Source organism: Isoptericola sp. NPDC019571 (assembly GCF_044389385.1).
Lineage (GTDB): Bacteria > Actinomycetota > Actinomycetes > Actinomycetales > Cellulomonadaceae > Isoptericola > Isoptericola nanjingensis.
Window position 1 is genome coordinate 15,504 of the sequence record NZ_JBIRXZ010000011.1, and the last position, 25,591, is coordinate 41,094.

General features: G+C 75.3%; 27 protein-coding genes. 13 read left to right on the forward strand and 14 right to left on the reverse strand.

Features of this window, described 5'->3' with window-relative positions:
* Positions 1-219: 219 nt before the first annotated feature.
* From ACH443_RS17630 to secA, 3 genes are all read left to right on the forward strand, one after another.
* Positions 220-1,470, forward strand: coding sequence for a winged helix-turn-helix domain-containing protein (locus tag ACH443_RS17630; RefSeq protein ID WP_430591053.1), 1,251 nt, complete (start codon positions 220-222; stop codon positions 1,468-1,470).
* A gap of 89 nt (positions 1,471-1,559) precedes the next feature.
* The gene (locus tag ACH443_RS17635) at positions 1,560-3,164 is read left to right on the forward strand and encodes a cation:proton antiporter (RefSeq protein WP_430591054.1); all 1,605 of its coding nucleotides are present in this window, start codon (positions 1,560-1,562) and stop codon (positions 3,162-3,164) included.
* A gap of 406 nt (positions 3,165-3,570) precedes the next feature.
* Entirely contained in the window at positions 3,571-6,492 is a 2,922-nt protein-coding gene (gene secA, locus ACH443_RS17640) for a preprotein translocase subunit SecA (protein ID WP_430591055.1), read from the forward strand.
* An 84-nt stretch (positions 6,493-6,576) separates the two neighbouring features.
* Here secA and ACH443_RS17645 read toward each other — a convergent pair whose 3' ends face one another.
* Positions 6,577-7,269 (reverse strand): Rv3235 family protein, encoded by a 693-nt coding sequence (locus ACH443_RS17645; RefSeq protein ID WP_429767079.1) that lies wholly within the window; start codon positions 7,267-7,269, stop codon positions 6,577-6,579.
* A 46-nt stretch (positions 7,270-7,315) separates the two neighbouring features.
* Entirely contained in the window at positions 7,316-8,116 is an 801-nt protein-coding gene (locus ACH443_RS17650) for a LysM peptidoglycan-binding domain-containing protein (RefSeq protein ID WP_430591056.1), read from the reverse strand.
* A gap of 158 nt (positions 8,117-8,274) precedes the next feature.
* On the opposite strand from ACH443_RS17650, the gene ACH443_RS17655 reads away from it, so the two are divergent.
* On the forward strand, positions 8,275-8,823 hold the full coding sequence (locus tag ACH443_RS17655) for a hypothetical protein (RefSeq protein WP_429767075.1): 549 nt from the start codon (positions 8,275-8,277) through the stop codon (positions 8,821-8,823).
* A gap of 27 nt (positions 8,824-8,850) precedes the next feature.
* On the opposite strand, the gene ACH443_RS17660 is transcribed toward ACH443_RS17655, so the two are convergent.
* On the reverse strand, positions 8,851-9,060 hold the full coding sequence (locus tag ACH443_RS17660; protein ID WP_429735024.1) for a helix-turn-helix domain-containing protein: 210 nt from the start codon (positions 9,058-9,060) through the stop codon (positions 8,851-8,853).
* A gap of 142 nt (positions 9,061-9,202) precedes the next feature.
* Here ACH443_RS17660 and ACH443_RS17665 point away from each other — a divergent pair, with 142 nt between their 5' ends.
* The 3 genes from ACH443_RS17665 to ACH443_RS17675 are packed head-to-tail and all read left to right on the forward strand — an operon-like array spanning position 9,203 to position 11,775.
* Positions 9,203-9,859 carry a hypothetical protein gene (locus tag ACH443_RS17665; protein WP_429767073.1) on the forward strand — a complete coding sequence of 219 codons (657 nt, stop codon included), beginning with the start codon at positions 9,203-9,205 and terminating at the stop codon, positions 9,857-9,859.
* Positions 9,859-11,208, forward strand: a complete 1,350-nt coding sequence (locus tag ACH443_RS17670) for a CpaE family protein (RefSeq protein ID WP_430591057.1) — start codon at positions 9,859-9,861, stop codon at positions 11,206-11,208. Before ACH443_RS17665 ends, ACH443_RS17670 begins: the two co-directional genes overlap by 1 nt.
* A 33-nt stretch (positions 11,209-11,241) precedes the next feature.
* The gene (locus ACH443_RS17675; protein ID WP_430557962.1) at positions 11,242-11,775 is read left to right on the forward strand and encodes a DUF6912 family protein; all 534 of its coding nucleotides are present in this window, start codon (positions 11,242-11,244) and stop codon (positions 11,773-11,775) included.
* Between the two features lie 15 nt (positions 11,776-11,790).
* Here the strand turns inward: ACH443_RS17675 and hisN are convergent, their stop codons facing one another.
* The 8 genes from hisN to ACH443_RS17715 form a co-directional block, all read right to left on the reverse strand.
* The gene (hisN, locus tag ACH443_RS17680) at positions 11,791-12,612 is read right to left on the reverse strand and encodes a histidinol-phosphatase (protein ID WP_429767069.1); all 822 of its coding nucleotides are present in this window, start codon (positions 12,610-12,612) and stop codon (positions 11,791-11,793) included.
* A gap of 65 nt (positions 12,613-12,677) precedes the next feature.
* Positions 12,678-13,250 (reverse strand): hydrolase, encoded by a 573-nt coding sequence (locus tag ACH443_RS17685; RefSeq protein ID WP_429767067.1) that lies wholly within the window; start codon positions 13,248-13,250, stop codon positions 12,678-12,680.
* Entirely contained in the window at positions 13,250-14,758 is a 1,509-nt protein-coding gene (locus tag ACH443_RS17690) for an MFS transporter (RefSeq protein ID WP_430591058.1), read from the reverse strand. The genes ACH443_RS17685 and ACH443_RS17690 overlap by 1 nt, the downstream gene beginning before the upstream one ends.
* Entirely contained in the window at positions 14,755-15,291 is a 537-nt protein-coding gene (locus tag ACH443_RS17695; RefSeq protein ID WP_430591059.1) for a MarR family winged helix-turn-helix transcriptional regulator, read from the reverse strand. Before ACH443_RS17695 ends, ACH443_RS17690 begins: the two co-directional genes overlap by 4 nt.
* A gap of 138 nt (positions 15,292-15,429) precedes the next feature.
* Complete coding sequence (gene rsgA / locus ACH443_RS17700; protein WP_430591060.1) at positions 15,430-16,464, reverse strand: ribosome small subunit-dependent GTPase A; 1,035 nt, start codon at positions 16,462-16,464, stop codon at positions 15,430-15,432.
* Positions 16,464-17,822, reverse strand: coding sequence for a 3-phosphoshikimate 1-carboxyvinyltransferase (gene aroA, locus ACH443_RS17705; RefSeq protein WP_430591061.1), 1,359 nt, complete (start codon positions 17,820-17,822; stop codon positions 16,464-16,466). The genes rsgA and aroA overlap by 1 nt, the downstream gene beginning before the upstream one ends.
* A 71-nt stretch (positions 17,823-17,893) precedes the next feature.
* Positions 17,894-18,481: a DoxX family membrane protein gene (locus ACH443_RS17710; RefSeq protein WP_430591062.1), complete on the reverse strand. Its 588-nt coding sequence runs from the start codon at positions 18,479-18,481 to the stop codon at positions 17,894-17,896.
* A 65-nt stretch (positions 18,482-18,546) separates the two neighbouring features.
* A complete protein-coding gene (locus tag ACH443_RS17715; RefSeq protein WP_429767058.1) occupies positions 18,547-18,690 on the reverse strand; it encodes a hypothetical protein in 144 nt (47 codons plus the stop codon).
* Positions 18,691-18,784: 94 nt separating this feature from the next.
* On the opposite strand from ACH443_RS17715, the gene ACH443_RS17720 reads away from it, so the two are divergent.
* The 3 genes from ACH443_RS17720 (at position 18,785) to rsrA (ending at position 20,959) form a co-directional block, all read left to right on the forward strand.
* Entirely contained in the window at positions 18,785-19,750 is a 966-nt protein-coding gene (locus ACH443_RS17720) for a helix-turn-helix domain-containing protein (RefSeq protein ID WP_429767056.1), read from the forward strand.
* A gap of 250 nt (positions 19,751-20,000) precedes the next feature.
* Positions 20,001-20,681 (forward strand): sigma-70 family RNA polymerase sigma factor, encoded by a 681-nt coding sequence (locus ACH443_RS17725; RefSeq protein ID WP_429767054.1) that lies wholly within the window; start codon positions 20,001-20,003, stop codon positions 20,679-20,681.
* On the forward strand, positions 20,678-20,959 hold the full coding sequence (gene rsrA / locus ACH443_RS17730; RefSeq protein WP_429767053.1) for a mycothiol system anti-sigma-R factor: 282 nt from the start codon (positions 20,678-20,680) through the stop codon (positions 20,957-20,959). The genes ACH443_RS17725 and rsrA overlap by 4 nt, the downstream gene beginning before the upstream one ends.
* Before the next feature lie 112 nt (positions 20,960-21,071).
* Here rsrA and ACH443_RS17735 read toward each other — a convergent pair whose 3' ends face one another.
* Complete coding sequence (locus tag ACH443_RS17735; protein ID WP_099052597.1) at positions 21,072-21,146, reverse strand: 50S ribosomal protein bL37; 75 nt, start codon at positions 21,144-21,146, stop codon at positions 21,072-21,074.
* 157 nt (positions 21,147-21,303) lie between these two features.
* On the opposite strand from ACH443_RS17735, the gene ACH443_RS17740 reads away from it, so the two are divergent.
* On the forward strand, positions 21,304-22,104 hold the full coding sequence (locus tag ACH443_RS17740) for a DUF4097 family beta strand repeat-containing protein (RefSeq protein WP_429767052.1): 801 nt from the start codon (positions 21,304-21,306) through the stop codon (positions 22,102-22,104).
* A 37-nt stretch (positions 22,105-22,141) separates the two neighbouring features.
* Complete coding sequence (locus ACH443_RS17745) at positions 22,142-22,669, forward strand: DinB family protein (RefSeq protein WP_430591063.1); 528 nt, start codon at positions 22,142-22,144, stop codon at positions 22,667-22,669.
* A gap of 7 nt (positions 22,670-22,676) precedes the next feature.
* Here ACH443_RS17745 and ACH443_RS17750 read toward each other — a convergent pair whose 3' ends face one another.
* Both ACH443_RS17750 and ACH443_RS17755 read right to left on the reverse strand, forming a co-directional pair.
* Positions 22,677-23,279, reverse strand: a complete 603-nt coding sequence (locus ACH443_RS17750; RefSeq protein WP_430549018.1) for a GDSL-type esterase/lipase family protein — start codon at positions 23,277-23,279, stop codon at positions 22,677-22,679.
* Positions 23,280-23,422: 143 nt separating this feature from the next.
* Positions 23,423-24,349, reverse strand: coding sequence for an aldose 1-epimerase family protein (locus tag ACH443_RS17755; protein ID WP_430557954.1), 927 nt, complete (start codon positions 24,347-24,349; stop codon positions 23,423-23,425).
* 141 nt (positions 24,350-24,490) lie between these two features.
* On the opposite strand from ACH443_RS17755, the gene ACH443_RS17760 reads away from it, so the two are divergent.
* Positions 24,491-25,486, forward strand: a complete 996-nt coding sequence (locus ACH443_RS17760; RefSeq protein ID WP_429767046.1) for an aldo/keto reductase — start codon at positions 24,491-24,493, stop codon at positions 25,484-25,486.
* Positions 25,487-25,591: the final 105 nt, after the last annotated feature.

Consider the following 25,591-nt stretch of genomic DNA (forward strand, 5'->3'; position numbering starts at 1 on the left):
CGGTCGAGGCCTTCGTCGCGGGGACGCGTTCACGGGCGCCAGGGCGCCCTCCACTTCGGGAGGGATACGTCCCCGCGACGAAGGCCTCGACCGGCTCTCGTCTGTCCGGTCGCCGTGCCCGGTGGTCGAGCCAGTCGAAACCACACCACCCGCGGTTGAGCCTGTCGAAACCCGGGCCTGTCCCGCGCCGCTGTCGGTGGGGGTCGGCAGGATGGCCGGGTGGACTCCCTCTCGCTCGCGCAGGCCCGTCGCGTCGCCCTCGGGGCCCAGGGGCTCGCGCGGCCCCGGCCAGGTGCTGCGGGTGCTGCTCCCGGTGCCGACGGCGTGACGATGCGCCGCGCGATGGCGACGGTCGAGCAGCTGAACCTGCTGCAGATCGACTCGGTGAACGTGCTGGCGCGGGCGCACCTGATGCCGCTGTACTCGCGGCTCGGGCCGTACGACGTCGGGCTGCTGGACCGGGCGGCGGGGCGGGCCCCGCGGCGGATCGTGGAGACGTGGGCGCACGTGGCCTCGTTCGTGCCGGCGTCGACGTACCCGCTGCTGGAGTGGCGGCGGCGCAACTACCTCGACGAGGCCTGGGGCACCATCGCCGGGGCACCGCTGGCGCACGCGGCCGAGATGGACCTGGTGCGGCAGCTGGTCGCCGAGCGCGGGCCGGTGACCGCGCGCGAGATCCACGACGAGCTGGTCGCCACCGGGCGGTCGGGACCGCGCTCGCGCGAGGAGTGGGGCTGGAACTGGACGATGGCCAAGCGCTGCCTCGAGTTCCTGTTCTTCACCGGCGAGGTGATGGCCGCGCGGCGCAACACCGCGTTCGAGCGCTGCTACGACCTGCCCGAGCGCGTCCTGCCGCCGGCCGTGCGCGCGGCGGAGCCGGTGCCCGGCGACGAGGCCGTGCGCCGGCTGCTGGAGCTCGGCGCCCGGGCGCACGGGATCGGCACGGTCCGCTGCTTCGCCGACTACTTCCGGCTGCGCGGCCCGGCCGTGCGCCGGGCCCGGGACGAGCTGGTGGAGGACGGCGTGCTCGTGCCGGTCGACGTGCGCGGCTGGGACGAGCCCACCTACCGGCACCGGGACGCGCGCGTGCCCCGCCGGGCGCAGGCGCGCGCGCTGCTCAGCCCGTTCGACCCGGTCGTCTGGGAGCGGCGGCGTCTCGAGGCGCTCTTCGACGTGTACTACCGGATCGAGATCTACGTGCCCGCGCCGCAGCGGGTGCTCGGGTACTACGTGCTGCCGTTCCTCGAGGGCGACGCGATCACGGCGTTCGTCGACCTCAAGGCCGACCGGCAGGCGGGCGTCCTGCGCGTCCAGGCGGTGCACCCCACCGCCCACGCCGGCCCCGGCACGGCGGCGGCGCTGGGCGCCGAGCTCGCCGTGCTCGCGGGCTGGCTCGGGCTCGGGTCGACGCCGGTCGCGCCGGTCGGCGACCTCGCGCCCGCGCTGGCCGGGGCCGTGCGCGCGGCGTAGGGGCGCAGGGCGCCCGCCGCTCGTAGGATCGGCGCCACGACGTCGGGCGCGCCCGCGTCGGTCGGGACCGGAGAAGGTCAGGAGCGCTGATGGCCACGGCCGTGCTGTACCTCGCCGCGGCGCTCGTGGGCGGCCTGGCGGCGACGCTGCTGCGGCTGCCGCCGCTGGTCGGCTTCCTCGCCGCCGGGTTCGCGCTCGGGGCGGCCGGAGCCCCCGACCTGCCCGGGCTGGAGACCGTCGCCGAGCTGGGCGTGGCGCTCCTGCTGTTCGCGATCGGGCTGAAGCTCGACGTCCGCTCGCTGCTGCGCCCGGAGGTCTGGCTCACCACGGCGGCGCACCTGGTGCTGAGCGTCGCGGTGGCCGTCGGGTTCCTCGGCCTGCTCGCGGTCGTCGGGATCCGGCTCCTCGCCGACGAGTCGCTCGGCTCCCTGGCGCTGGTCGGGCTGGCGCTGTCGTTCTCCTCCACGGTCTTCGTGGTCAAGGTGCTGGAGGACCGCTCGGACACGACGGCGCTGTACGGGCGCATCGCCGTCGGCGTGCTCGTGGTGCAGGACATCATCGCCGTGGCGTTCCTGGCCGTCTCGACGGGGGAGCCGCCCAGCCCGTGGGCGCTCGCCGTCGTCGCCCTCGTCCCCGGGGCCTGGGTGCTGCGCCGCGTCTGGGACCGGGCCGGGCACGGTGAGCTGCAGGCGCTGTTCGGCGCGTTCGTCGCCCTCGTGCCCGGGTACTGGCTGTTCGAGGTCGTCGGGCTGTCGGGCGACCTCGGCGCCCTCGTGATGGGGGCCCTGCTCGCCGGGCACCCGCGCGCCACCGAGCTCTCCCGCTCCCTGCTCACGGTCAAGGACCTGGCGCTCGTCGCGTTCTTCCTGCAGATCGGGCTGCACGGGATGCCGGCCCCGGTCGACCTGGCCCTGGCCGGCCTGCTGCTCCTGCTCCTGCCGCTGCAGGTGGCGGGGTACGCGGTGCTGCTGTGGCTGATGCGGCTGCGGCGGCGGACGTCGTTCCTGGCCGGTCTGGCGCTCGGCAACTTCTCCGAGTTCGGCATCATCGTCGTCGCGTTCGGCGCGACGGCGGGCCTGCTCGACGAGGAGTGGACGGTCATCGTCTCCCTCGCCGTCGCCGGCAGCTTCGTCGTCTCGGCGATCGTCAACCGGCGCGGCGTCGAGCTCGCGGCCCGCCTCACCGCCCTCCTGCCCCGGCGGGACGTCGACAAGCTGCACCTCGACGACCGCCCGGTCGACATCGGCCGGGTCGATGCCGTCGTCCTCGGCCTGGGGCGGGTGGGCTCGGCGACGTACCGGCGCCTGCGCGACGTGCACGGGCTGTCGGTCATGGGGGTCGAGCACGACCGCACCCGCGTCGAGGCGCTGCGGACCGAGGGGATCGCCGTCGTCCCCGCCGACGCCACGGACACCGAGTTCTGGGCCCGGGTCAAGCGGGCCGGACAGGTGCGCCTCGCCGTGCTCGCGATGCCGTTCCACAAGGCGAACCTCATCGCCCTGGCCCGGCTGCGCGCGGTCGGCTTCGCCGGCCGGGTGGCGGCGATCGCCCGCTACGACGAGGACGCCGCCGAGCTGCGCCGGCACGGTGCGGACGCCGTCTTCCACCTCTACGGCGCCGCGGGGGCGGAGCTCGCGGACCGCGCAGCCGCCGACCTCGCCCCCGGCTCCGGCCGCGACCACGAGACGCTGTGAGCGGGCGGGGGGGGCCGGGCGCCCGCCCCCCCCCGGGCGGCCCCCCCCCCCCCCCGCGGGGGGGGGGCGGGGGGGGCGGCGGGGGGGCGGGGGGGCGGGGGGGGGGGCGGCCCCCCCCCCCCCCCCGGGGGGGGCGGGCGGGCCCCGCGGGGGGGGGGGGGGGGGGGGGGGGGGGGGGGCGCCGGCCGCCCGCCCCCCCCCCCCCCGCTCACAGCGCCCGGACGGGGCGCGACGGGTCGTTCGTCCGTCGCGAACCCGTGCCGGACTCTCAGGTGATCCGCCTAGGATGGGGCCGGTGTGACCCAGGCGACGGCGCGGACGTGCGGTCCTGACCGTCCGTCGTCGCCCGTCGTCACGCCGCACGGTCCCGGCCATCCCCGGGGCGCCACCGACCCTGGAGTACTGCGTGCCTGCGATCCTCGAGAAGGTCCTCCGTCTTGGCGAGGGCCGGATTGTCAAGAAGCTCAACAGCCTGGCCCAGCAGGTCAACCGGCTCGAGCCCAGCTTCGAGGAGCTGAGCGACGCCGAGCTGCACGAGGAGACCGACCGCTTCAAGGAGCGCCTCGAGCACGGCACCACGCTCGACGAGCTGCTGCCCGAGGCGTTCGCCGCGGTGCGCGAGGCCGCGCGCCGCACCCTCGGCCAGCGGCACTTCGACGTGCAGCTCATGGGTGGCGCCGCCCTGCACCTCGGCAACATCGCCGAGATGAAGACCGGTGAGGGCAAGACGCTCGTGGCCACGACCGCCGCCTACCTCAACGCCCTCGAGGGCAAGGGCGTGCACGTCGTCACGACAAACGACTTCCTCGCGAAGTACCAGGGCGACCTCATGGGCCGCGTCTACCGCTTCCTCGGGATGACGACGGGCGTCATCGTCTCGGGCCAGACGCCGGACGAGCGCCGCAAGCAGTACGCGGCCGACATCACGTACGGCACGAACAACGAGTTCGGGTTCGACTACCTGCGCGACAACATGGCCTGGTCGCCCGACGACCTGGTGCAGCGCGGCCACCACTTCGCCATCGTGGACGAGGTGGACTCGATCCTCATCGACGAGGCCCGCACCCCGCTCATCATCTCCGGCCCCGCCTCCGGGGACGCGAACCGCTGGTACACCGAGTTCGCCAAGGTGGTGCGTCGCCTCGAGGTCGAGAAGGACTACGAGGTCGACGAGAAGAAGAAGACCGTCGGCGTGCTCGAGCCCGGGATCGAGAAGATCGAGGACTACCTCGGCATCGACAACCTGTACGAGTCGCTGAACACCCCGCTGATCGGCTTCCTCAACAACGCCATCAAGGCGAAGGAGCTGTTCAAGCGCGACAAGGACTACGTGGTGCTCAACGGCGAGGTCATGATCGTCGACGAGCACACCGGCCGCATCCTCGCCGGCCGCCGCTACAACGAGGGCATGCACCAGGCCATCGAGGCCAAGGAGGGCGTGCAGATCAAGGCGGAGAACCAGACGCTCGCCACGATCACGCTGCAGAACTACTTCCGCCTCTACGGCAAGCTGTCCGGCATGACCGGTACGGCCGAGACCGAGGCCGCCGAGTTCCAGGGCACCTACAAGCTGGGCGTGGTGCCGATCCCCACGAACCGGCCCATGATCCGCATGGACCAGGCCGACCTCGTCTACAAGAACGAGGACGGCAAGTTCAACGCCGTCGTCGAGGACATCGTCGAGCGCCACGCCAAGGGGCAGCCGGTGCTGGTCGGCACCACGAGCGTCGAGAAGTCCGAGCTGCTGTCGGGGCTGCTCAAGCGGGCGGGCGTGCCGCACAGCGTCCTGAACGCGAAGGAGCACGAGCGCGAGGCGTCCGTCGTCGCGCAGGCCGGCCGCAAGGGCGCTGTCACCGTCGCCACCAACATGGCCGGCCGCGGCACCGACATCATGCTCGGCGGCAACGCCGAGTTCCTCGCCGTCACCGAGATGGCCCAGCGCGGCCTCGACGCGGGGGAGGACCCGGAGGCCTACGAGGCGGCGTGGCCGGACGTGCTCGAGAAGGCCAAGCAGGCGGTGGCCTCGGAGCACGAGGAGGTCACCGAGCTCGGCGGCCTCTACGTGCTGGGCACGGAGCGGCACGAGTCGCGCCGGATCGACAACCAGCTGCGCGGCCGCTCCGGCCGTCAGGGCGACCCGGGCGAGTCGCGGTTCTACCTGTCCATGCAGGACGACCTCATGCGCCTGTTCAACTCCGGCCTCGCGTCCTCGATGATGGACCGCGCCGGCTTCCCCGACGACATGCCGCTCGAGTCGAAGATGGTGACGCGCGGCATCCAGAGCGCCCAGTCGCAGGTCGAGGCCCGCAACTTCGAGATCCGCAAGAACGTCCTCAAGTACGACGACGTCCTGTCGCGGCAGCGCTCGGTCATCTACGCGGAGCGCAAGCGCGTCCTCGAGGGCGAGGACCTCGAGGACCAGGTGCAGCACTTCCTCACGGACGTCGTCACCGCGTACGTCGACGGCGCGACCGCCGAGGGCAACCCCGAGGCCTGGGACCTGGACGCGCTGTGGACGGCGCTGAAGTCCGTGTACCCGGTGTCGATCACGCCGGAGGACGTGGTCGAGGAGGCGGGCGGCGTCGGCCGGCTGAGCCACGAGATGATCCTCGAGGAGCTGCTCTCGGACGCCCGCGTGGCCTACCAGGCGCGCGAGGAGACCCTCGGCGAGCCCGCGATGCGCCAGCTCGAGCGCCGCGTCGTGCTCTCGGTGCTGGACCGCAAGTGGCGCGAGCACCTCTACGAGATGGACTACCTCAAGGAGGGGATCGGCCTGCGCGCGATGGCGCAGCGCGACCCCCTGATCGAGTACCAGCGCGAGGGCTTCCAGCTGTTCCAGGCGATGACCGAGTCCATCAAGGAGGAGTCGGTCGGGTTCCTGTTCAACCTGGACGTGCAGGTGCAGCAGCCCGGCGCCCAGGGCGCCCCCGGTGCCCCGGTGATCTCGGCGGCCAGCGCCGCGGCCGCCGCGCAGTCCGACGCGGGCCAGGTCGTGGCGGGCGGGACGGCGCCGGCCGCCGAGACCGCGCCGGTCGCCGAGCCCGAGGCCCCGGCCGCGGCGGAGCCCGCCGGGGCGGAGGAGCCGGTGCTCCTGGCCAAGGGGCTCGACGCCCCGGCGCCGCAGCGCCTGTCCTACTCGTCGCCGAGCGAGGACGGTTCCACGACGACGACGGGCGCCCCCACGCGCCGCTCGCGCCGCGAGCTGCACGGCGAGGCCACCGCGGCGACCAGCGACGGCCGGACCTTCCCCGGCACGCCGCGCAACGCCCAGTGCCCCTGCGGCTCCGGCAAGAAGTACAAGGTCTGCCACGGCATCAACGAGGAGTGACCCTCCCGCGAGATAGAGAAGCCCTCCCCGCGAGATAGAGAAGCCCTCCTCGCGGGGAGGGCTTCTCTATCTCGCGGGGTCCGGTCAGCCCACCTCGAGGACGGCGACCCGCCAGGTGCCCCGGCGCGCCTCCAGCCGGACGGCAGCGGCGCGCACCCGGCCGTCGTCGTCCAGGACGACGGTCGCCTCGGCCACGTCGTCGCCCAGGCGGACCAGCCGCACGCGCCGCACCTGGACGGGCCGGTGGGCCTCCTCGTCCCGCAGAGGCGCGCGGGCCAGGCCGATCCGGGCGCGCTCGGCGAGCTGGTCCCGCACCTGCGGCGTGACCCAGCGGGCGAGCTGCGTCGCCGGCCGCTCCCCGCGCAGGACCTCGACCGCGGCGCGCACGACCGTGCAGCACTGCGCCGTCGGGTCGGGCAGCGGCGCGGGCTCGGCCTCCCGCATCGGCCGCGCCGTGAGGTCCTCGTCGTCGCCCGGGCCGCGACGGACGCCCGGGGCGCCGACCCGCACCCGCCGCGGCCGCGGCGACGGTCGGGTGCCGGCCTCGGGGTAGCCCGCCGGACCCGAGGGTCGCGGCGGGGTCGACACCCGGAGCGCGCGCGGCGAGGGCGCGCCGTCGTCCTGAGCCGCGGTCGCCGCGGGGCGGCTCGACGGGGTGCCCGGGACGGTGCCGGGCGTCGCCGTCGCGCCGTCCGGTGCGGTCCCGGGGGCGGTGGTGCCCCGCTCGGCGGGGGCCGCCGTCTCCGGCGTGGTCGGCGCGGTCGTCGTCGCGGTCATGTTGCCCTCCGGTGGATGGTGCGGGAGTCGTGGGACGTCGGGGCCGTCAGGCCGGGGCGCGCAGGATCTGGCCGGGCAGGAGGTGGTCGGGGTCGGCGCCGATGACGTGGCGGTTCTCCGTGTGCCAGCGCGTCACCTCGCGGAGGATCTCCGCGTCGGTGGGGGAGCCGCCGAGCGCCTGGGCCGCGATGTCCCACAGCGTGTCGCCGCGGTGCACGACGCGGGTCGGCCCTCCGTCGTCGGCCGCCTCGTCGGCGCGGTCGGTGGCGTCGTCGGCGGCACGGTGTGCGACCGGGGCGGCCACGACCTCCTCGACGAGCGTGTCCTCCTCCGCCGGGCGTTCGACCCCTCCGTCGGCCGGTGCCTCGGGCTCGGTGGCGGTGGGCTGCCAGCCGAGGTCGAGGACGACCGACCCTCCGTGGTCGGCCGGCGGGGTGGGCGGGAGGTCGGCCGCCAGGGCGACGGTCGGGGCGAGCGTGAGGCCGGCACCGACGCCGGCGCCGACGGCGGTCCGGACGAGCCGCCTGACGGTGGCGGGCGCGAGCCGCTCCACGGCGGCCTCACCGGCACGCCACCGGCGGCCGAGCAGCGACGCGGCGACGCAGGTCAGGGCGAGCGCCCCGCTCAGGGCGAGCCATGCCGCGGCGAGGAGCCCGGCGGCGAGCACGGCGAGCTCGACCCACCGGTCGACGGTGAGGCCGGTGGCCGCGGTGGTGGTCCGTGGGGTGACGGCGGCCGCGCGCAGCAGCAGGGCGGCGCCCACGCCCGCGGCGGCGACCGTGAGGACGGCGAGCCGCCCGAGCCCACCCGGCCGTGCGAACCGGTCGCGCTGCGTGCTGCCGGACATCGAGGTCTCCTTCGTCCCTCCGCCGTCATCCCGGATCGTTCACTATGATGCAGGTTGATAGCGGTTGATGTGTTCTGATGGTGCATATTGAAGCGGACTGGTGCCGGATCTGTCCACCCGGGCATCCTGTGGGCACCGACCCCGACGAGAGGAGCCTCATGACATCCGCGGGTCCGGCCAGGTGGGAGCTGCTCTTCGCGGACCTCGAGGCGCGGTTCGACGCCGAGCAGGCGGCCGAACGGGAGGGGGCGGTCGCCGAGCTGACCCGCGCCGAGCAGGCGTCGATCCCGCTGACCGACCGGCTGCGGGCCGCGACGGGCACCGTGCTGCGGCTCGAGCTGCTCGACGGCGAGGGGATCGAGGGCCGGCTCGCCCGCGTGGCGCACGCGTGGGTGCTCCTCGACGGGCGCGGCGCGCGCGGCAGCGTCCAGCACCTCGTCCCGGCGGCCGCGCTCGCCGCCGTCGTCGGTCTCGGCCGGCTCGCGACGCCGTCGCGGGCGCGCACCGACGGTCTCGGGCTGGGCCACGTGCTCCGGGGGCTGCAGCGCGACCGTGCCCGGGTGCTGATCCGTACGGCGGGCGGGTCGGTGACCGGACGGATCGGGCGCGTGGGCGCCGACCATCTCGACGTGGAGGAGGCGGAGCGCGCGCGGCCGGTCGTCCGGACGGTGCCGTTCGCTGCCCTGCTGCGGGTCAGCGAGGCCTGAGTCTGCCGGGGGAGCCCGGCGGAGACGTCAGAGGTCGCCCGACGCGATCCGCTCGCGGGTGCGGGCGTACTGGTGCTCGATGTACTCCTCGAGCTTGCTCGCCTCGACCCGCCACACCTTCTTGGGGCCCACCTGGATGGCGGGCAGCTCGCCCGAGCGCACGAGCGAGTAGGCCTGGGTGCTGGAGATGTTGAGCATCTCCTGCACGTCCGCGAGAGAGAGGAACCGGCTGGCCATACGGGCAATTCTGGCACAGCGGTCATCGACGATGGCGACGGTTGTCCACAGTGGTTGCCGAAAGCACGCGTGGGGTGCCTGATGATAGGTTCCGGCGCGACGCTGCGCCGAGGCCGCGTCCAGACAACCCCGGAGGACGTCCGTGAGCACCGACCCCTTGCCGGCACCCGTGGCTGCGCGCCTGCGCCGCCCCACCTGGCGCGACCCCCGGCTGGTCGTCGGCGTCGTCATCGTCGCCGCGTCCGTGGCCCTCGGCTCGTGGGCGGTCTCGTCCGCGGGGCGCACCGTGCCGGTCTACGCGGCCGACGGGACGCTCACCCCCGGCGAGACCGTGGACGTGGACCGGCTGCGCACGGTCGACGTCAGGATCGACGCGGGCGCGGAGCTGTACCTGCGGGCCGACCAGGAGCTGCCCGACGAGGTCGTCGCGCTGCGGGTGGTCGACGACGGCGAGCTCGTCGCCCGGTCGGCGCTCGGCGACGCGGCGGAGGTCGACGTGCGCTCGGTCTCCGTGCCCGTCGACCAGGCCATGTCGTCCCGCGTGCAGGCCGGGTCCGCCGTCGACCTCTGGTCGACGCCCGAGGCGCCCGCCGGAGCCGACGCGCCGGCCGCGGAGCCGGCGCCGCTCGTCGAGGGCGTCGTCGTCGAGCAGGTCGACGAGGCGGGCACCGGGCTCGTCGTCGCGGACGGCGCCACGCTGCACGTGCTCGTGCCCTCCGAGGACCTGCCCGTCGTCCTCCGGGCGCTGACGGTCCCCGGCAGCGTGACCGTCGTGCCGCAGGCCGGGGCCGGCGTCTGATGGGGAGCGTCACCGTCCTGTGCGCGGTGCGCGGCGCGGCGGAGACCGACGTCGTCCTCGCCCTGGGCGGCCCGGGCTCGGGCGCCACCGTCACGCGTCGCTGCGGCGACGTGGCGGAGCTGCTCGCGGCAGCCGCCGCCGGCGCGGGCGCCGTCGCGCTGGTCTCCGGCGACCTGCCCGGCCTCGACCGGGAGGCCGTCGGCCGGCTGCGCGCCGCGGGCGTCCGCGTGGTCGCGCTCGGTGACGACGTCGCGCCGGCGGCCAGGCTGCACGCGTTGGGCGTCGACGCCGTCGTCGAGCGGTACGACGAGGCCCTCCTGCTCGCCGCGGTCCGCGACGCGGCACCGGGCGCCGCCGCACCCGACCGCCTGGTGCTGGGCCAGGGTGGGCAGGACGTCGACGAGGCGCTCGCCGGCCAGGACGGGATCGGGCTGGAGGACGTCGTCGCGGACGACGCGACGCCCCGCCGCGGGCGCGTCGTCGCGGTCTGGGGCCCCGTGGGCGCGCCGGGGCGCACGACGACGGCGCTCGAGCTCGCGGCCGCGCTCGGCGGCCTGTCGCGCGGGCGCCGCCGCCACGGTCGCGCGCGTCGCGAGTCGGCGGCGACGGCTACCGAGCACGCGCTGGTCGTGGACGCCGACACCTACGGCGCGTCGGTGGCGGCCCGCCTGGGCCTGCTCGACGACGCCCCGGGGCTGGCGGCCGCCGCCCGCGCCGCCGCGCACGGGTCGCTCGACCTGCCGACGCTCGCCCGGCACAGCCCGGTCGTCGGCGGCAGGCTCCGGGTGCTGACGGGGATCACGCGCGCCGCCCGGTGGCCCGAGCTGCCGGCCAGCGCCGTCGAGGTGGTCCTCGAGCGGGCGCGCGAGCTCGCCGACTGGACCGTCGTCGACTGCGGCCCGCTCCTGGAGGCGGACGAGCTGCTGATGTACGACACCCACGCGCCGCAGCGCAACGGTGCGACGCTCGCGGCGCTGCAGGCGGCGGACGTCGTCGTGGTGGTCGGTGCGGCGGACCCGGTGGGCATCCAGCGCCTCGTGCGCGGGCTCGAGGACCTGCGCGAGGTGCCGGTGCCCGTCGCGGGCGAGCGGGTCGTCGTCGCGAACCGGGTGCGCGCGTCGGCGGTGGGCTCGCGCCCGGAGGCGGCGGTGCGGGACGCGCTGGCGCGCTACGCCGGGGTCGAGGACGTCCACCTGGTCCCCGACGACGCCGCCGGCCTGGACGCCGCGCTGCTGGCGGGCCGCACGCTCGCGGAGGAGGCTCCCGGGTCGCCGGTGACGGCGGCGTTCGAGGCGCTGGCCGAGCGGGTGCGGGCGACCGTCGCCGCGGCGGTGCCGGCGGAGGCGTGAGCGCGGGGCGGCTGCTCGCGGCAGACTGTGCGCATGCGCATCTACGTTCCCGCCACGCTGGACGAGCTCGAGGGCGCCGTGGTCGCCGCCGCCGGGGCGCGGTGGGACGTCCCCGCCCGCCGCGCGCACGCGGTGACGCCCGCCCTCGCCCGCGAGCTGCCCGACGAGGACGACGAGAGCCGGGAGTACGAGGCCTTCCTCGCCGCCGCGGACGACTCGCTGGCCCTCGTGGCCTCGCGTCGCGCCGTCGTGCCGCTCCGCGTCGTCGTCTCGCTCGACGTGCCGGACGCCGAGGTCACCGGGGCTGACGGCGCCGACGAGCCCAGCGCGGTCGACGTCGCCGCCCTGACCGGCGTGGCCGTCGTCGCCGTCCACGTCGACGAGCCGGAGGCGGCGGACGACGTGCGCGCGGTGCTCGCCGCCGCCGACGAGGAGAACGACGCCGAGCGCACCGGCGACGTCGGCGCGACGTCCGAGGCGGCGCTGGACGCGGCGCTGCAGCGCGTCACCGACCGCGACCTGCTCTGGTACGACCCGACCGAGATCTCCCAGATCCCGCGCCCCTGATCGTCGTGAGCGGGTTCAGCCCAGGTAGACGAGGGTCTCGTCGTGGAGCCTGCCGTTGGTGGCCAGGGCGTTCCCGTGCCACGGTCCGGGGGCGCCGTCGAGCGCGGTGAAGCGGCCGCCGGCCTCGGTGACGATGGGCACGAGGGCGGCCATGTCGTAGACCTCGAGCTCGGGCTCGGCGGCGATGTCGGCGGCGCCCTCGGCGACGAGCATGTACGACCAGAAGTCGCCGTAGCCGCGGGTGCGCCACACCTGGCGGGTGAGGTCGAGGAAGCCGTTGAGCTTCCCGTGCTCCTCCCACCCGGACAGGGACGAGTACGAGAACGAGGCGTCGGCGAGCGTGCTCACGCCGGAGACGGACATCCGCGACGCGGACGCGAGGGACTTGCCGGTCCAGGCGCCCGAGCCCTTCGCCGCCCACCAGCGGCGGCCGATCGCCGGCGCCGAGACGAGGCCCATGACGACCTCCTCGCCGTCGGCCAGCGCGATGAGCGTGGCCCACACGGGGACGCCGCGCACGAAGTTCTTCGTGCCGTCGATCGGGTCGATGATCCAGCGCCGCGCGCCGCTGCCCGCCGAGCCGTACTCCTCGCCGACGATCGCGTCGCGGGTGCGCGCGCGGTGCAGCTGGGCGCGGATGAACTCCTCGGCGGAACGGTCGGCGTCCGAGACGGGCGTGTCGTCGGGCTTCTGCTCGACGTGCAGGTCCACGGCCTTGAAGCGGGACATCGTGATCGCGTCCACCTGGTCGGCGATCACGTGGGCCAGGCGCAGGTCGTCCTCGTACGTGCGCGCGGGCCCGCTGGTCGGGCTGGGAGACGGCTGGGTGTACGACACGCCTCACACCGTAGCGGTCCGCCGCTCCGGCCAGGGCCCCGGCGCGCGGGGGTGGGACAGAGAGGTCAGGCGCCCAGCAGGGCGACCAGCTCGGCGGTCGTGCCGCACTCGCCCAGCCGGGGGAAGAGCCGCCCGACGCTGTGCTCGTGGTCCTCGGCGGAGCGGTCGGCCATCGCGTCGGTGACGAGGGAGACGTGGTAGCCGTGCTCGTGGGCGGCGCGGGCCGTGGACTCGACGCCGATGCTGGTGGCGATGCCGGCCAGGACGACCTGCGTCACGCCGCGGCGGCGCAGCTGGAGGTCGAGGTCGGTGCCGTAGAAGGCGCCCCAGTTCCGCTTGGTCACGACGACGTCCGACGCCGCGGTGTGCAGCTCCGGCGCGAGGACGTCCCAGCCGTCGGGCCGGGCTGCACCGCGCGGTGCGTCGGTGCGACCGGGCACGGCGTCGGCGCCGTCGGGCGCCGCGGTGACGCGCACGAGGACGACGGGCAGGTCGCGGGCGCGGAAGGCCTCGGCGAGCTCGACGCTGCGGGCGAGGACGGCGTCCGCGGCGTGCGGCGCGGTCGGCATGGCGAGGATGCCCGCCTGCAGGTCGACGACGACGAGGGCGGTGCGGGGGTCGAGGGTGGTGAGGGTCATCAGCGGTGCTCTCCGGGTGCGGGGTCGGGTGCTCGGTCGGGTGCGGGGACAGGGGCGGGAACGGGGTGGACGCTCGTGGGACGGCGCCGCAGGGAGCGGTCGACGAGCGTGAGGACGCCGACGACGACGGCGCAGGCCGCCATCGCGAGGGCGAGGTCGTGCAGGCCCGCCGTCGTGGGGCCGTCGGCGTAGAGCGCCGCGATGGCCGCGGTGGACACCAGCGCGCCGAGGTACATGAACGTGCGCAGCAGCCCGGACGCGGCGCCGACGGTCGCGGCGTCGGCCTGGCGGGCGAGCGCCTTCTGGTGCGCGAGCCCGGCCAGCCCCTGCATGCCCCCGATGCCCACGCCGGCGAGGACGAGCAGCCACGTCGGGCTGGCGGGCTGCACGACGGCGAGGATCGCGCCGCCGACCAGCAACGAGCCCGACCCGACGAGCAGGGCCGTCCGCACGGGGGCGCGCCGCCCGGTCGCCGAGGCGACCGCGACCGCGACGACCGACGTCGGCAGCATCAGCAGCCCCGCGGTGGCCTCGCTCAGGCCACGGCCCTGCTCGAGCCACTGCACGTAGCCGAACATGAACGCGTACGTGGCGGTGGCGGTGAGCAGGGCGCGCGCGTACGTGAGCAGCAGCGGGCGGTTCCCGGCGAGCAGCCGCAGGTCGATGAACGGGCGGCGAGCGCTCAGCTCGTGCCGCGCGAACCAGGCGCCGGTCACGGCGGTCGCGGCGAGCACCCACCAGGGCGCGGCGCCGACGAGGACGAGCATCAGGCTGGTGAGCGCGGCCGCGAAGAGCAGCACGCCGAGCAGGTCCAGGCGCGTCGCGAGGCTCGTGCCGTCTTCCCGGGCGTCGTCCACGGCGTCCTGCACGACGAGGTCGGCGGCGGTCGTGCGCGGCAGCCGAAGGCCGCCCAGCACGAGGCACGCCGCCGCGAGCGGCACGTTGACCAGGAAGATCGCCCGCCAGCCGCCGGCGCCGACGAGCAGCCCGCCGAGCGTCGGGCCGACGATCATCGTCACCTGGTTCGTGACGGCGAGGATCGTGAGCACCGTCGCGATCCCGCGGTCCTCGCCGGAGCGGTCGGTCGCGTGCCGCACCAGCCACATCGCCGCCGGGTAGGCGGCGCAGGTGCCGATGCCGAGCAGCGCGCGGGCCAGCACGAGCACCCCGAGCGACGGGGCCAGCGCTCCGAGCATGCCGGCGATGCCGACGAGCGCGGCCCCGACCAGGTAAGGGCGCCGCGGCCCGACGAGGTCGACCACGCGACCGACCACCGGCTGGCCCACCGCCGTCACGAGGTAGAGCGCGGTGACAAGCCAGACCGTCTGCGCGGCCGGGGCGCCGAACGCGATCCCGATGGGCACGAGGGCCACCGCGATCATCGACGAGTTGATCGGGTTGAGCAGCGACCCCAGCGCGAGCGGCAGCGTGAGGCGGGTGTCGTAGCCGTCCGGCCCGCGGGGTGCGGCTGCCGGGCGGGCGGCGGGGTGGCGGTGGAGCAGGGTCACGGGCGGTCGGCCTCGCGGGCGGGTGCCGGGGCGGTGGGCGCGGCGTCGAGGAGCGTCCGGTCCAGGATCGCGAGGGCCGCCGTCACGGTGGCCAGCTCCTCGGCGGTGAGGCGGTCGCGCAGCGCGTGCGTCAGCCACTCCTGCCCGGCCTCGCGCCGGCCCTCGACGAACGCCCGCCCGTCGTCGCTGAGGGAGATCACCTGGCGGCGGCCGTCGTCGGGGTCGGGGTCCCGGCGCACGAGGCCCCGGTCGGCGACGACGCCGAGGGTGGCCCCGAGCGACTGCGGCCGGACCCGCTCGGCCGCGGCGAGGGCGCCGGGCGACGCGGGGCCGTGCTTGGCGAGCCGGGAGAGCAGCGACGTCTGTGACGGCGTGAGCTCCTGGTTGTCGCTCAGCTCGAGGAAGCGGCGGCGGAGCCGCCCGACCAGCGAGCGCAGCTCGCGCGCCGCGGCGGCGGCCGTGTCGACGGGCATGTCGGCGGGCATGTCGGCGGGCATGTCGGCGGGCGCGGCGGGATCGGGCGCGGTGGACATCTCTTCACCGTAGAACTCGTCAGCCCAGACTGACAAGTTGTACCTGACGAACAGGGCCCGCACTCTGTGAGCGCGACTTCCGGGGGAACGGGGACGTGGATGGTCCCCGAAATCGCGCCCGCACCATCCGGCGCGAGGTCAGTCGGCGGCGTGGCGCGCGGTCAGCAGGCGCCGGAACGACGCGACGCGGGCCTCGCGCGCCGGGCGCTCGTCGTCGGACGACGCGGCGAGCCAGTCGTCGAGCGCGCAGTCGGGGGCGTCCGCGAGGTGGGTGCAGCCGCGCGGGCAGTCCTCGGCGACCTCGGCGAGGTCCTCGAACGCCTGCAGCAGGTGGTCCGTCTCGACGTGCGCCAGCCCGAACGACCGGACGCCCGGGGTGTCGACCACCCAGCCGTCGTGGTCGTCGTGCCCGACCGGCAGCCGCAGCGCGACGGCCGACGTGGACGTGTGACGGCCACGGCCGGTGACGTCGTTGACGACGCCGGTGGCGCGGTCGGCGTCGGGCACCAGGGCGTTGATGAGCGTCGACTTGCCGACGCCCGAGTGCCCCACCAGCACGGACGTCCGCCCGGCCAGCCGGGAGCGGACGGCCTCGACGCTCGCGGCGTCGTCCTGCCGCGTGACGACGACCTCGACGCCGATGGGGGTGTAGAGGTCGCGCAGGGGAGCGGGGTCCGCGAGGTCGGCCTTGGTGAGGCACAGCAGCACGTCCATGCCCGCGTCGTAGGCGGCGACGACGCAGCGGTCGATCATGCCGGTGCGCGGCTCGGGCTGGGCGAGCGCGGTGACCACGACGAGCTGGTCGGCGTTCGCCACCACGATGCGCTCGTAGGGGTCGGTGTCGTCCGCGGTGCGGCGCAGCACGGACGACCGGTCCTGGATCCGCACGATGCGGGCGAGCGTGCCCTCGTCGCCCGACGTGTCGCCGACGACGTCGACGCGGTCGCCCACGACGACGCGGGTACGTGTGAGCTCGCGCGCCTTCATCGCGAGGACGGTGCGCTCGCGGTCGGTGCCGTCGTCGACCACGAGGGTGTACCGGCCGCGGTCGACGCCGGTCACCATGCCGACCTCGGCGTCCGCGTGCTCGGGGCGCTGCTTGGTGCGGGGCCGTGAGCCGCGCTTCGAGGGCCGCGCGTACTGCGCGTGCTCGTCGACGGCGCGGCGGGCCATCAGGCCTCGCCCTCGGTGACGGGGCCGGCGTCGACCCCCAGCATCCGCTCCCACATCACGTCGAAGCCGGGCAGGGTCTTGGCCGTGGTGCCGACGTTCTCCACCCGCACCCCCGGCACCCGCAGGCCGAGCACGGCGGCCGACGTCGCCATGCGGTGGTCGGCGTAGGTGCGGAACAGGCCGCCGTGCAGCGGTCGCGGCGTGATGACGAGCCCGTCGCGCGTCTCCTCGGCCTGCCCGCCGAGCCGCGTGATCTCGGTGGCCAGCGCGGCCAGCCGGTCGGTCTCGTGGCCCCGGAGGTGCGCGATGCCGCGCAGGCGGCTGGGGGAGTCGGCGAGCGCGGCGAGGACGGCGAAGGTGGGGGCGAGCTCGCCCGCGGCGTGCAGGTCCAGGTCCGCCCCGCGGACCTCGCCCGTGCCGGTGACGGTGAGGACGCCGCCGTCCAGGCGGGCCTGCGCCCCGAGGGCCGCGAACAGGTCCGGGAGCAGCGCGCCCGGCTGGGTGGTCTCCGCCGGCCAGCCCGGCACGCGCACGGTGCCGCCGCCCACCAGCGCCGCGGCCAGGAACGGCGCCGCGTTGGACAGGTCCGGCTCGACCCGCACGTCGCGCGCGGCGACCGGGCCGGGGGCGACCTGCCAGATGCCGTCGCGCGAGTCGTCCACCTCGACGCCGACGTCGCGCAGGGTGGCCACGGTCATGGCGATGTGGGGGACGCTCGGCAGCGTGGTGCCGATGTGCCGCAGCGTGAGGCCGCGCTCGAAGCGCGCGCCCGCGAGCAGCAGGGCCGAGACGAACTGCGACGATGCGGACGCGTCGACGTCCACGGCGCCGCCCGCCACCCGGCCCGTGCCGTGCACGGTGAAGGGCAGGTGCGTCGGGGTGCCGCCGTCGGGGGACGTGACGCGCACGCCCAGGCTGCCCAGGGCCGCGAGCACCGGCAGCATCGGCCGGACCCGCGCCTCGGGGTCGCCGTCGAAGCGGACCGGACCGTCGGCCAGGGCCGCGACCGGCGGGAGGAACCGCATCACCGTGCCCGCCAGCCCGGTGTCGACGTCCACGTCGCCGCGCAGCGGGCCGGGGGTCACGTGCAGGGTGCTCGGGTCGTCGCCCTCGTCGATGCCGGCGCCCAGGGCCCGCAGCGCGCCGATCATGAGGTCGGCGTCGCGCGAGCGCAGCGCCCCGCGCAGGGTGCCGGGGCCGTCGGCGAGCGCGGCCAGCACGAGCAGGCGGTTCGTCAGCGACTTGCTGCCCGGCACCTCGACCGTCGCGTCCAGCGGAGCCGTCGCGACCGGTGCCGCCCACTCGTCGACGACGTCGGGGGCGGGCGGGGCGGCGTGCGGCGGGACGGCTGAGGTCATGGCTCCGAGGCTAGTTCACGGACCGCACGCACCGCGGGCCGTCTCGCCGGTGCCGACCAGGTCCGCGACCGTCAGACGGCGTCGGCGACCTTCGCCCGCAGCCTCGCGGCCTCGGCCTTGGTGGCCGCCTTCGCCTTGTCGGCCTTGGCCGCGACCTTGGCCGCCTCGCCCTTCGTCGCGGCCTTGACCGTCTCGGCCTTCGCCTCCGCGAGGCGGGCGGCGTGCGTGCGCGCCTGCTGCACGCGGTAGGTGACGCCGGGCCGGCCCTCGAGGTCGACGCCCGCGATGACGGCGGCGCCGACCTTGCCGAGGTCCTTGACGAAGGCCGCGGTGCGCAGGCTGCGCTCGGCCCCCCTGCTGGTGAACGGCTGGTGGGCGACGGCGAGCGGCGCGGTGAGCGCGGCCAGCGCGAGCGCGGCGGTGCGGGGCGTGCGGCCGACGGCGAGCAGGACGCCGGCCACGGCGGTCACCGCGCCGTGCGCGCGCACCAGGAGGCCGAGCTGGCGGTCGCTGAGCGGCTCGGCGCCGACCGCGTCCGTGACGATCGTGGAGCCCTCGCGGGCGGCGTCCACGTGCTCGGCCGGGTGCAGCACGGCCTGGATCCCGTCGTAGACGAAGGGGGCGGCCAGGAGGGGTCGGGCGATACGGCGCAGCAGCATGGGCCCACTGTGGCAGAGCCGACCCGCGCTTGCGCGGCGACCGGCGGGCGCGGCGCCGGCGGGCGTCAGGCGGGCGCGCCGTCCCACCAGTCGGGGTGGGAGCGCGGCGGCCGGCGGGTGCCGAGGCCGTCGCGGCGGACCGTCCGCACGAGGCGGGCGGCGTAGGCGGTGAGGAGCAGGGCGGCGAGGACGAGGATCAATGCGGTCATGGCAGTTATCCTTCGCGCATCGCACTTCTGCCACGAGTGGCAGAAGTGCCAGTATGCATCGACATTCCGCCATCGCCGTGGCAGCATGGTCGGCATGATCCACAAGGTCGCCGCCGTCGTCGTCCCGGGCGTCGCCCCGTTCGAGCTCGGCGTCGCGTACGAGGTGTTCGGGATCGACCGGCGCGACACGGGCGGCCCGTCGTTCGACTTCACCCTCTGCGCCCCCGAGCCCGGCCCCGTGATGACCAAGGGCGGCTTCCCCGTCGTCGTCGAGCACGGCCTCGAGGCGCTCGACGACGCCGACCTCGTCGTCGCCGTCGCGTACGGCATCGACGACGACGGCGCGGAGACGCTGCCGCAGGCCTACCTCGACGCGCTCCGGGCGGCCCACGACCGCGGCGCCTGGCTGTTCGCCATCTGCTCGGGCGCGTTCACGCTCGCGCGGGCAGGCCTGCTCGACGGCCGGCGGTGCACCACGCACTGGATGTACACGGAGCGGCTCGCGGCCGAGGTCCCCACCGCCGACGTCGACCCCGACGCGCTCTTCGTCGAGGACGGGCACGTGCTCACCAGCGCCGGGACCGCGGCGGGCATCGACGCCGCGCTGCACCTCGTGCGGACGCAGGTCGGCGCCGACGCCGCGCGCGCCGTCGCGCGGCGCATGGTGGTGCCGCCGCAGCGCGAGGGGGGTCAGGCCCAGTTCGTCGTCGACCCGCTGCCGCGCGAGGGCGTGTCGCTCGCCGGCCTGCTCGCCTGGATGCGGGAGCACCTGGCCGAGGAGCACACCGTGTCCAGGCTGGCGCGCCGGGCCGCGCTGTCCGAGCGCACCTTCGCGCGCCGCTTCCGTCAGGAGACCGGCACGACGCCGGCCGCCTGGCTCGCGCGCCAGCGGGTCGCACGGGCGCAGGAGCTGCTCGAGTCGACCGAGGCGCCCGTGGACGAGATCGCGCGCGTGGTCGGCTTCGGCAGCGCGCCCGTGCTGCGGCACCACTTCGCCCGCCAGCTCGGCACCAGCCCGGTCTCCTACCGCCGGCGGTTCGCCGCGCCGGTGGCCTCCTGAGGCCGGCGGCCGGAGCCGCTCCCACGGGAATGTCGAGGCCCCTTCAGCGGTTGCACACCGCGTGAGCACCCGCACCCCGACGACGGCGACCGCCGTCCCCGCACCCGGACGCGAGTCCGTGCGGCTGTTCGCCGTCCCGGCAGACGCCCTGACGGCGGGCGCGGACGACGCGGTGGTCGGCCGCACGACAGACCTGCACACCCCGTGGATCGGAGGACCCCGCCCAGTGGCTGGACTAGGCTCGACGGTGATGACCCAGGACCTTGGCCCGGCGAGCGGCGACGCGCCGCGCGGGAGCACCCCGGACGGCGAGGAGATCCCCGAGGACACGGAGCGTGCCCCCGAGGGAGAGACCACCGCGGCCCGGGCCGAGCGCTTCGAGCGTGACGCCCTGCAGTACCTGGACCAGCTCTACTCCGCCGCGCTGCGCATGACGCGCAACCCCGCGGACGCCGAGGACCTGGTGCAGGAGACGTTCGCGAAGGCGTTCGCCGCCTTCCACCAGTACAAGCCGGGCACCAACCTCAAGGCCTGGCTGTACCGCATCCTCACGAACACGTTCATCAACAGCTACCGCAAGAAGCAGCGCGAGCCGCAGCAGTCCCAGGCGGAGGACGTCGAGGACTGGCAGATCGCCCGCGCCGCGTCGCACACGTCGCAGGGGCTGCGGTCGGCCGAGGCCGAGGCGCTCGACCGGCTCCCCGACTCCGACGTCAAGCGCGCGCTGCAGGAGCTGCCCGAGGACCGGCGCATGGTCGTCTACTACGCCGACGTCGAGGGCTTCCCCTACAAGGAGATCGCCGAGATCATGGGTACGCCGATCGGGACGGTGATGTCCCGGCTGCACCGCGGACGCCGGCAGCTGCGCGAGCTGCTCGCCGACTACGCCGCTCAGCGTGGCCTGGTCCCGGCTCGTGGAGGAGCGTCATGACCGACCCCGTCACCCCCATCCCGCACGACCGGGCCGAGGGGGAGAACGAGTGCGAGCACGCCCTCGTGCACCTGAACGAGTTCCTCGACTCGGAGATGACGCCCGAGGACGAGCAGCGGATGCGCGCGCACGTCGCGCACTGCTCGCCGTGCCTCGCCGAGCTGAGCGTCGAGGAGCTCGTCAAGCAGCTGGTCCGCCGCTCCTGCTCGGAGCGCGCGCCGGAGACCCTCCGGGTGCGCATCCACGCGCAGCTGACCGTGATGTCCACGGCCGAGTAGCCCTCACGCCGAGGTAGTACGAAATTCGCCGAGGTAGTTCCGGTAGGAGTCGTGGCCACAGGCCACGCGCCCACCGGAACTACCTCGGCGAATTTCGTACTACCTCGGTGCGTCAGGCGTTGGGACGCTTGCCGTGGTTGGCGGCGTTGCCCTTGCGGCTACGGCGCTTGCGACCGCGCTTGCTCATGGTGGTCTCCTCACGAAGGATGGACGAGGGGTCGGTTCCCATGGTCCCACACCGGAGGCCCCGGGTCGGAATCCGGGGCATCCCCGATCCGGACGTCTCCGGGCTCTGCCAGGGTGGTACCCGTCCTCAGCACAGCCCGAGCAGCACAGGGAGCCTCATGAGCACGGAGTCGTGGGCGGTCGCCGCCCCGCAGACCATCGACGTCGAGCAGGCCACGGGGGTGACGCTCCGCCTGCAGGACGGGCGCGCCGACGTCGTCGCCGACCCGGCCGCGACGGGCGTGCGGATCGAGCTGCTCGAGGTGAGCGCCAAGCCGCTCCAGGTCGTGCGCGACGGGGACCGGCTGCGCGTGGGCTACGAGAGCTCCGTGCTCGACTCCGTCATGGCGAAGCTGCGCAACCCGCGCCAGAGCGAGCGTGCCGTGGTGCGCGTCGTCGTCCCGGCCGACGGGGCGGTCGACGTCGGCACCCTCGGCGCGGACGTCGAGGTCGCCGGAGGCCGCAAGGTCGCGGTGAAGACCGTGACCGGCGCCGTGCGCGCGACCGGCACGACCGGGCCGATGTCGCTCAAGACCGTCTCGGGCGCGCTGTCGGCCGAGGGGCACACCGGGGACGTGACGGCGAACAGCGCGGCCGGGTCGATCGCCCTGACGGGCGCGCTCGCGCGGGTCTCCCTGACCACCGTGTCGGGGGCCGCGACGGTCACCGCGACCCAGGCGAGCCCGCTGATCACGGCCAAGACGGTCTCGGGCGCGATCGACCTGCGCCTCCCGGCGGGCAGCCCGGTGAACCTCAAGGTGCGCGGCGCGTCCGGCCAGGTCGTCCTCGACGGCTCGGTGCTGCCGAGCGCCGGCGCGACGCTCGTCGTCGACCACGGCGAGCAGCCCGCCGACGGCCGCAGCGCCGCGTACCTGTCCGCGACGGTGACGTCCGCGCACGTCACCGTCGACCGTCGCTGACCGGCGCCCGCCCGGGGCGCCGGGGAGGAGGAGCACCATGACGGACGCGTCCGTACCCCACGTCGCCCTGCTGACCGACGCCTTCGGGCGGATCGCCGAGACCGCGCACCGCGTACTGCGCGGCGCCACGGCCGACCGCCTGACGTACCGCCCCGACGCGGAGGCGAACACCGTCGCGTGGCTCGTGTGGCACCTGGCGCGGGTGCAGGACGACCACGTCGCGGACGTCGCCGGCACCGAGCAGCGGTGGGCGGCGGGCGGCTGGGCCGAGAGGTTCGGGCTGCCGTTCGACGTCGCGGACACCGGCTACGGCCACACGCCGGAGCAGGTCGCGACCGTCCAGGCCGACGCGGCCCTGCTGCGGGGCTACCTCGACGACGTGCACGCCGCGACGACCGCCTACCTGGCGACGGTGACCGCCTCGGACCTGGACCGCGTGGTGGACACGAGGTGGGACCCGCCCGTCACGCTCGGGGTGCGGCTCGTGAGCGTCGTCGGCGACGACCTGCAGCACGTCGGCCAGGCCGCGTACGTGCGCGGCCTGGCCGAACGGGCGGGCGTCTGAGCGGTCGTCACTCGTCGGCGGGCAGCCCCAGCCACGCGTGCCAGCCGGTGTGCAGCACGAGCCACGCCATGAGGCCGTAGCCCGCCTGCCCGGGGTAGGTGGAGCCGTTCGTTGCGAGGTCGGCCAGCCACTGCTCGTGCTGCGCCAGCGGCGTGTACGTGTCGACGTACGGCACGCGGCGCCGGTTGGCGACGTCCGAGAACGCGGCCGAGAGGTCCGCGATGCGGCCGCCGTCCTCCGGCCGCCCCGGCGGGGGCCCGACGACGAACGCCGGGATCCGGCTCGTCTCTGCCACGTCGAGGATGTTCGCCAGGTTGAGCCGTGACCGCGCCACCGAGAGCGACGAGTCGACGTCGTGCCGGCCGAGGGCGACGACGAGGCGGTTCTCGCACGTGTCCTCCGGGCCGAAGCGCGACTCCGTCTCCGCCTGCCAGCGGGCGCCGAGCGCCGAGCTGGTCTCCCCGGGCACGGCGAGCGTGAACGCCATCGCCGGCCGCCCGAACCTGGTCCGGGCCATGACGCGCCCCGTCCACCCCAGGGCGCGGGCGTCCCCGACGCCCACGCTGAGCTCGTCGCCCACGACGCAGATGCGCACCTCGGTCTGGGTCACTGAGCCTTCACCGTCCAAGTCCTGTCTCGCAGTTGCGCGGCCATTGTCGCCGCACGCCCGTCCGCGACGCAGGATCCCACGCCGCACGGCTCCCCGAGTTGTCAGGGCCACAGCGGGGTAGGCGGCGCGCCGGGTCTGACAGGTCAGAGCAGGGTGGCGCCCCAGCGCACGACGTGCTCGTCGCCAGGGGCGAGGCGGACCAGGCGCTCGCCGGTGTTGAACGCGTCGGCCACGCAGCTCATCGGCTCGGCGGCGAGGCCGAACCGCTCGTAGCCGTCGATGTGGTCGGCCGAGCAGACCTGCCAGCAGTCCATGGAGCCGTCCATCCAGATCGCGGCGGTGCTGCCGTCGGGGCGGCCGAGCCGGGCCCAGGACAGCCCGGCGTCGTCGCGGGTGGCGCCCGTCCACGCGTCGTCGAGGTCCAGGCCGGCGAGCGACCGCGTGGTGCGCAGGTCGTACGGGCCGGCGACGGGCTCGACGCCGGTCGGCAGCAGGCGGTCGTCGACGGTGACGTGCGTCGTGGCGTCCAGGCTGACGGTGCACTCATCGAGCGCGACGCCGCCGGTGGACAGCCACGGGTGGAAGCCGACGCCGTACGGCGCGGTCCCGGTGCCGACGTTGCGCGCGCCGACCACGACCTCCAGGCCGGCGTCGGACACCGTGTACCGGGTGCGGAGCACGAGCTGGAACGGCCAGCCCTTCTGCGCGGGGAGGGCGAGCTCGAGAGTCACCGCGTCGTCCGCCACCTCGACGGGCGTCCAGCGGTACCAGCACACGAGGCCGTGCAGCGCCGTCCCGCGGTCGGGCTCGCTCACGGCCACCTGGTGCCGGACGCCGTCGGTCGTGTAGGCGCCGTCGCGCAGACGGTTCGGCCACGGGGCGAGGACGGCGGCGTTGAAGACGGGGGCCGCCTCGTCCTCGGCGAACGGCACGAACACGTCGCGGCCGGCGACGGTGTACTCGCGCACCATCGCGCCGACCTCGGTGACGGTGGCCCGGTGCTCGCCGGAGGAGATGCGGAACTGCCGGCCCGACGGGGCGGGGACGGCGGGGGAGTCAGCGGTGTTCACGCTCACACCGTAGTCGGCACGCCGGATCGGTGCGGGCGACGTAGCGTAGGAGAGCCAGATATCTGACGAGACGTCCCCTCGCGCGCGAGGGGTCCGCGCCACGGGTCCGGGGTGCCCGGGGTGCCACCGAACGGGGGAACGATGGAGAAGCAGGTGCTCGGCCGCACCGGCCGGCTGGTGTCGGTCGTCGGCCTGGGAACCTGGCAGCTGGGTGCGGACTGGGGGACGGTCGACGACGACCAGGCCCGGTCCGTGCTGGATGCCGCGTTCGAGTCCGGCGTGACGTTCTTCGACACCGCGGACGTCTACGGGGACGGCCGCAGCGAGCAGGCCCTGGGCGCGTTCCTCGCCGACCACCGTGACGACGCCATCACCGTGGCCACCAAGATGGGCCGGCGGATGGACCAGGTGCCGGAGAACTACGTCCTGTCGAACTTCCGCGAGTGGACCGACCGGTCGCGCCGGAACCTCGGCGTCGAGACCCTCGACCTCGTGCAGCTGCACTGCCCGCCGACCTCCGTCTACTCCGACGACGAGGTGTACGACGCGCTGGACACGCTCGTGGCCGACGGCGTCACCGCCGCCTATGGCGTCTCCGTGGAGACCGTCGAGGAGGCCCTCACCGCCATCGCGCGCCCCGGTGTCGCCACCGTGCAGATCATCCTCAACGCGTTCCGGCTCAAGCCCCTGGAGCGGGTGCTGCCCGCGGCCTCCGCGGCCGGCGTCGGCATCATCGCGCGCGTGCCGCTGGCGTCGGGGCTCCTGTCGGGCCGGTACACCCACGAGACCACGTTCTCGGAGGACGACCACCGCACGTTCAACCGCGAGGGCAAGGCCTTCGACGTCGGCGAGACCTTCTCCGGCGTGCCGTTCGACGTCGGCGTCGACGCGGCCGCGCGCTTCACGGAGCTCGCCGGGTCGGCCCTGAACCAGGACCTCACGCCCGCGCAGGCGGCCATCGCCTGGGTCTGGCAGCAGCCCGGGGTCTCCACGGTCATCCCGGGGGCACGCAGCCCCGAGCAGGCGCGGCTCAACGCCGCCGCCGGCGACACGGGCGTCCTCGGGCCCCTCTTCACGTCCGGCGTGCGGGAGATCTACGACGAGGCGATCAAGGAGCACGTGCACGACCGCTGGTGACCGCGAGATAGAGAGGCTCCTCGCCGAGATAGAGAGGGGGGGGGGGGGGGGGGGGGGGGGGGGGTGGCGCGAACAAACGCGGGGGGGGGCGACGAATATGTACGA

Bases quoted from the DNA above. Each gene is read 5' to 3' on its own strand.
- ACH443_RS17725 (WP_429767054.1), top strand. From the start codon at position 20,001: ATGACCCAGGACCTTGGCCCGGCGAGCGGCGACGCGCCGCGCGGGAGC.
- rsgA (WP_430591060.1), bottom strand. From the start codon at position 16,464: ATGGCCCGCCGCGCCGTCGACGAGCACGCGCAGTACGCGCGGCCCTCG.
- ACH443_RS17660 (WP_429735024.1), bottom strand. From the start codon at position 9,060: ATGGCCAGCCGGTTCCTCTCTCTCGCGGACGTGCAGGAGATGCTCAAC.
- aroA (WP_430591061.1), bottom strand. From the start codon at position 17,822: ATGACCTCAGCCGTCCCGCCGCACGCCGCCCCGCCCGCCCCCGACGTC.
- ACH443_RS17720 (WP_429767056.1), top strand. From the start codon at position 18,785: ATGATCCACAAGGTCGCCGCCGTCGTCGTCCCGGGCGTCGCCCCGTTC.
- ACH443_RS17745 (WP_430591063.1), top strand. From the start codon at position 22,142: ATGACGGACGCGTCCGTACCCCACGTCGCCCTGCTGACCGACGCCTTC.
- ACH443_RS17655 (WP_429767075.1), top strand. From the start codon at position 8,275: ATGACATCCGCGGGTCCGGCCAGGTGGGAGCTGCTCTTCGCGGACCTC.
- ACH443_RS17740 (WP_429767052.1), top strand. From the start codon at position 21,304: ATGAGCACGGAGTCGTGGGCGGTCGCCGCCCCGCAGACCATCGACGTC.
- ACH443_RS17695 (WP_430591059.1), bottom strand. From the start codon at position 15,291: ATGTCCACCGCGCCCGATCCCGCCGCGCCCGCCGACATGCCCGCCGAC.
- ACH443_RS17760 (WP_429767046.1), top strand. From the start codon at position 24,491: ATGGAGAAGCAGGTGCTCGGCCGCACCGGCCGGCTGGTGTCGGTCGTC.
- ACH443_RS17675 (WP_430557962.1), top strand. From the start codon at position 11,242: ATGCGCATCTACGTTCCCGCCACGCTGGACGAGCTCGAGGGCGCCGTG.
- ACH443_RS17645 (WP_429767079.1), bottom strand. From the start codon at position 7,269: ATGACCGCGACGACGACCGCGCCGACCACGCCGGAGACGGCGGCCCCC.
- ACH443_RS17710 (WP_430591062.1), bottom strand. From the start codon at position 18,481: ATGCTGCTGCGCCGTATCGCCCGACCCCTCCTGGCCGCCCCCTTCGTC.
- ACH443_RS17650 (WP_430591056.1), bottom strand. From the start codon at position 8,116: ATGTCCGGCAGCACGCAGCGCGACCGGTTCGCACGGCCGGGTGGGCTC.
- ACH443_RS17715 (WP_429767058.1), bottom strand. From the start codon at position 18,690: ATGACCGCATTGATCCTCGTCCTCGCCGCCCTGCTCCTCACCGCCTAC.
- ACH443_RS17685 (WP_429767067.1), bottom strand. From the start codon at position 13,250: ATGACCCTCACCACCCTCGACCCCCGCACCGCCCTCGTCGTCGTCGAC.
- ACH443_RS17635 (WP_430591054.1), top strand. From the start codon at position 1,560: ATGGCCACGGCCGTGCTGTACCTCGCCGCGGCGCTCGTGGGCGGCCTG.
- ACH443_RS17670 (WP_430591057.1), top strand. From the start codon at position 9,859: ATGGGGAGCGTCACCGTCCTGTGCGCGGTGCGCGGCGCGGCGGAGACC.
- rsrA (WP_429767053.1), top strand. From the start codon at position 20,678: ATGACCGACCCCGTCACCCCCATCCCGCACGACCGGGCCGAGGGGGAG.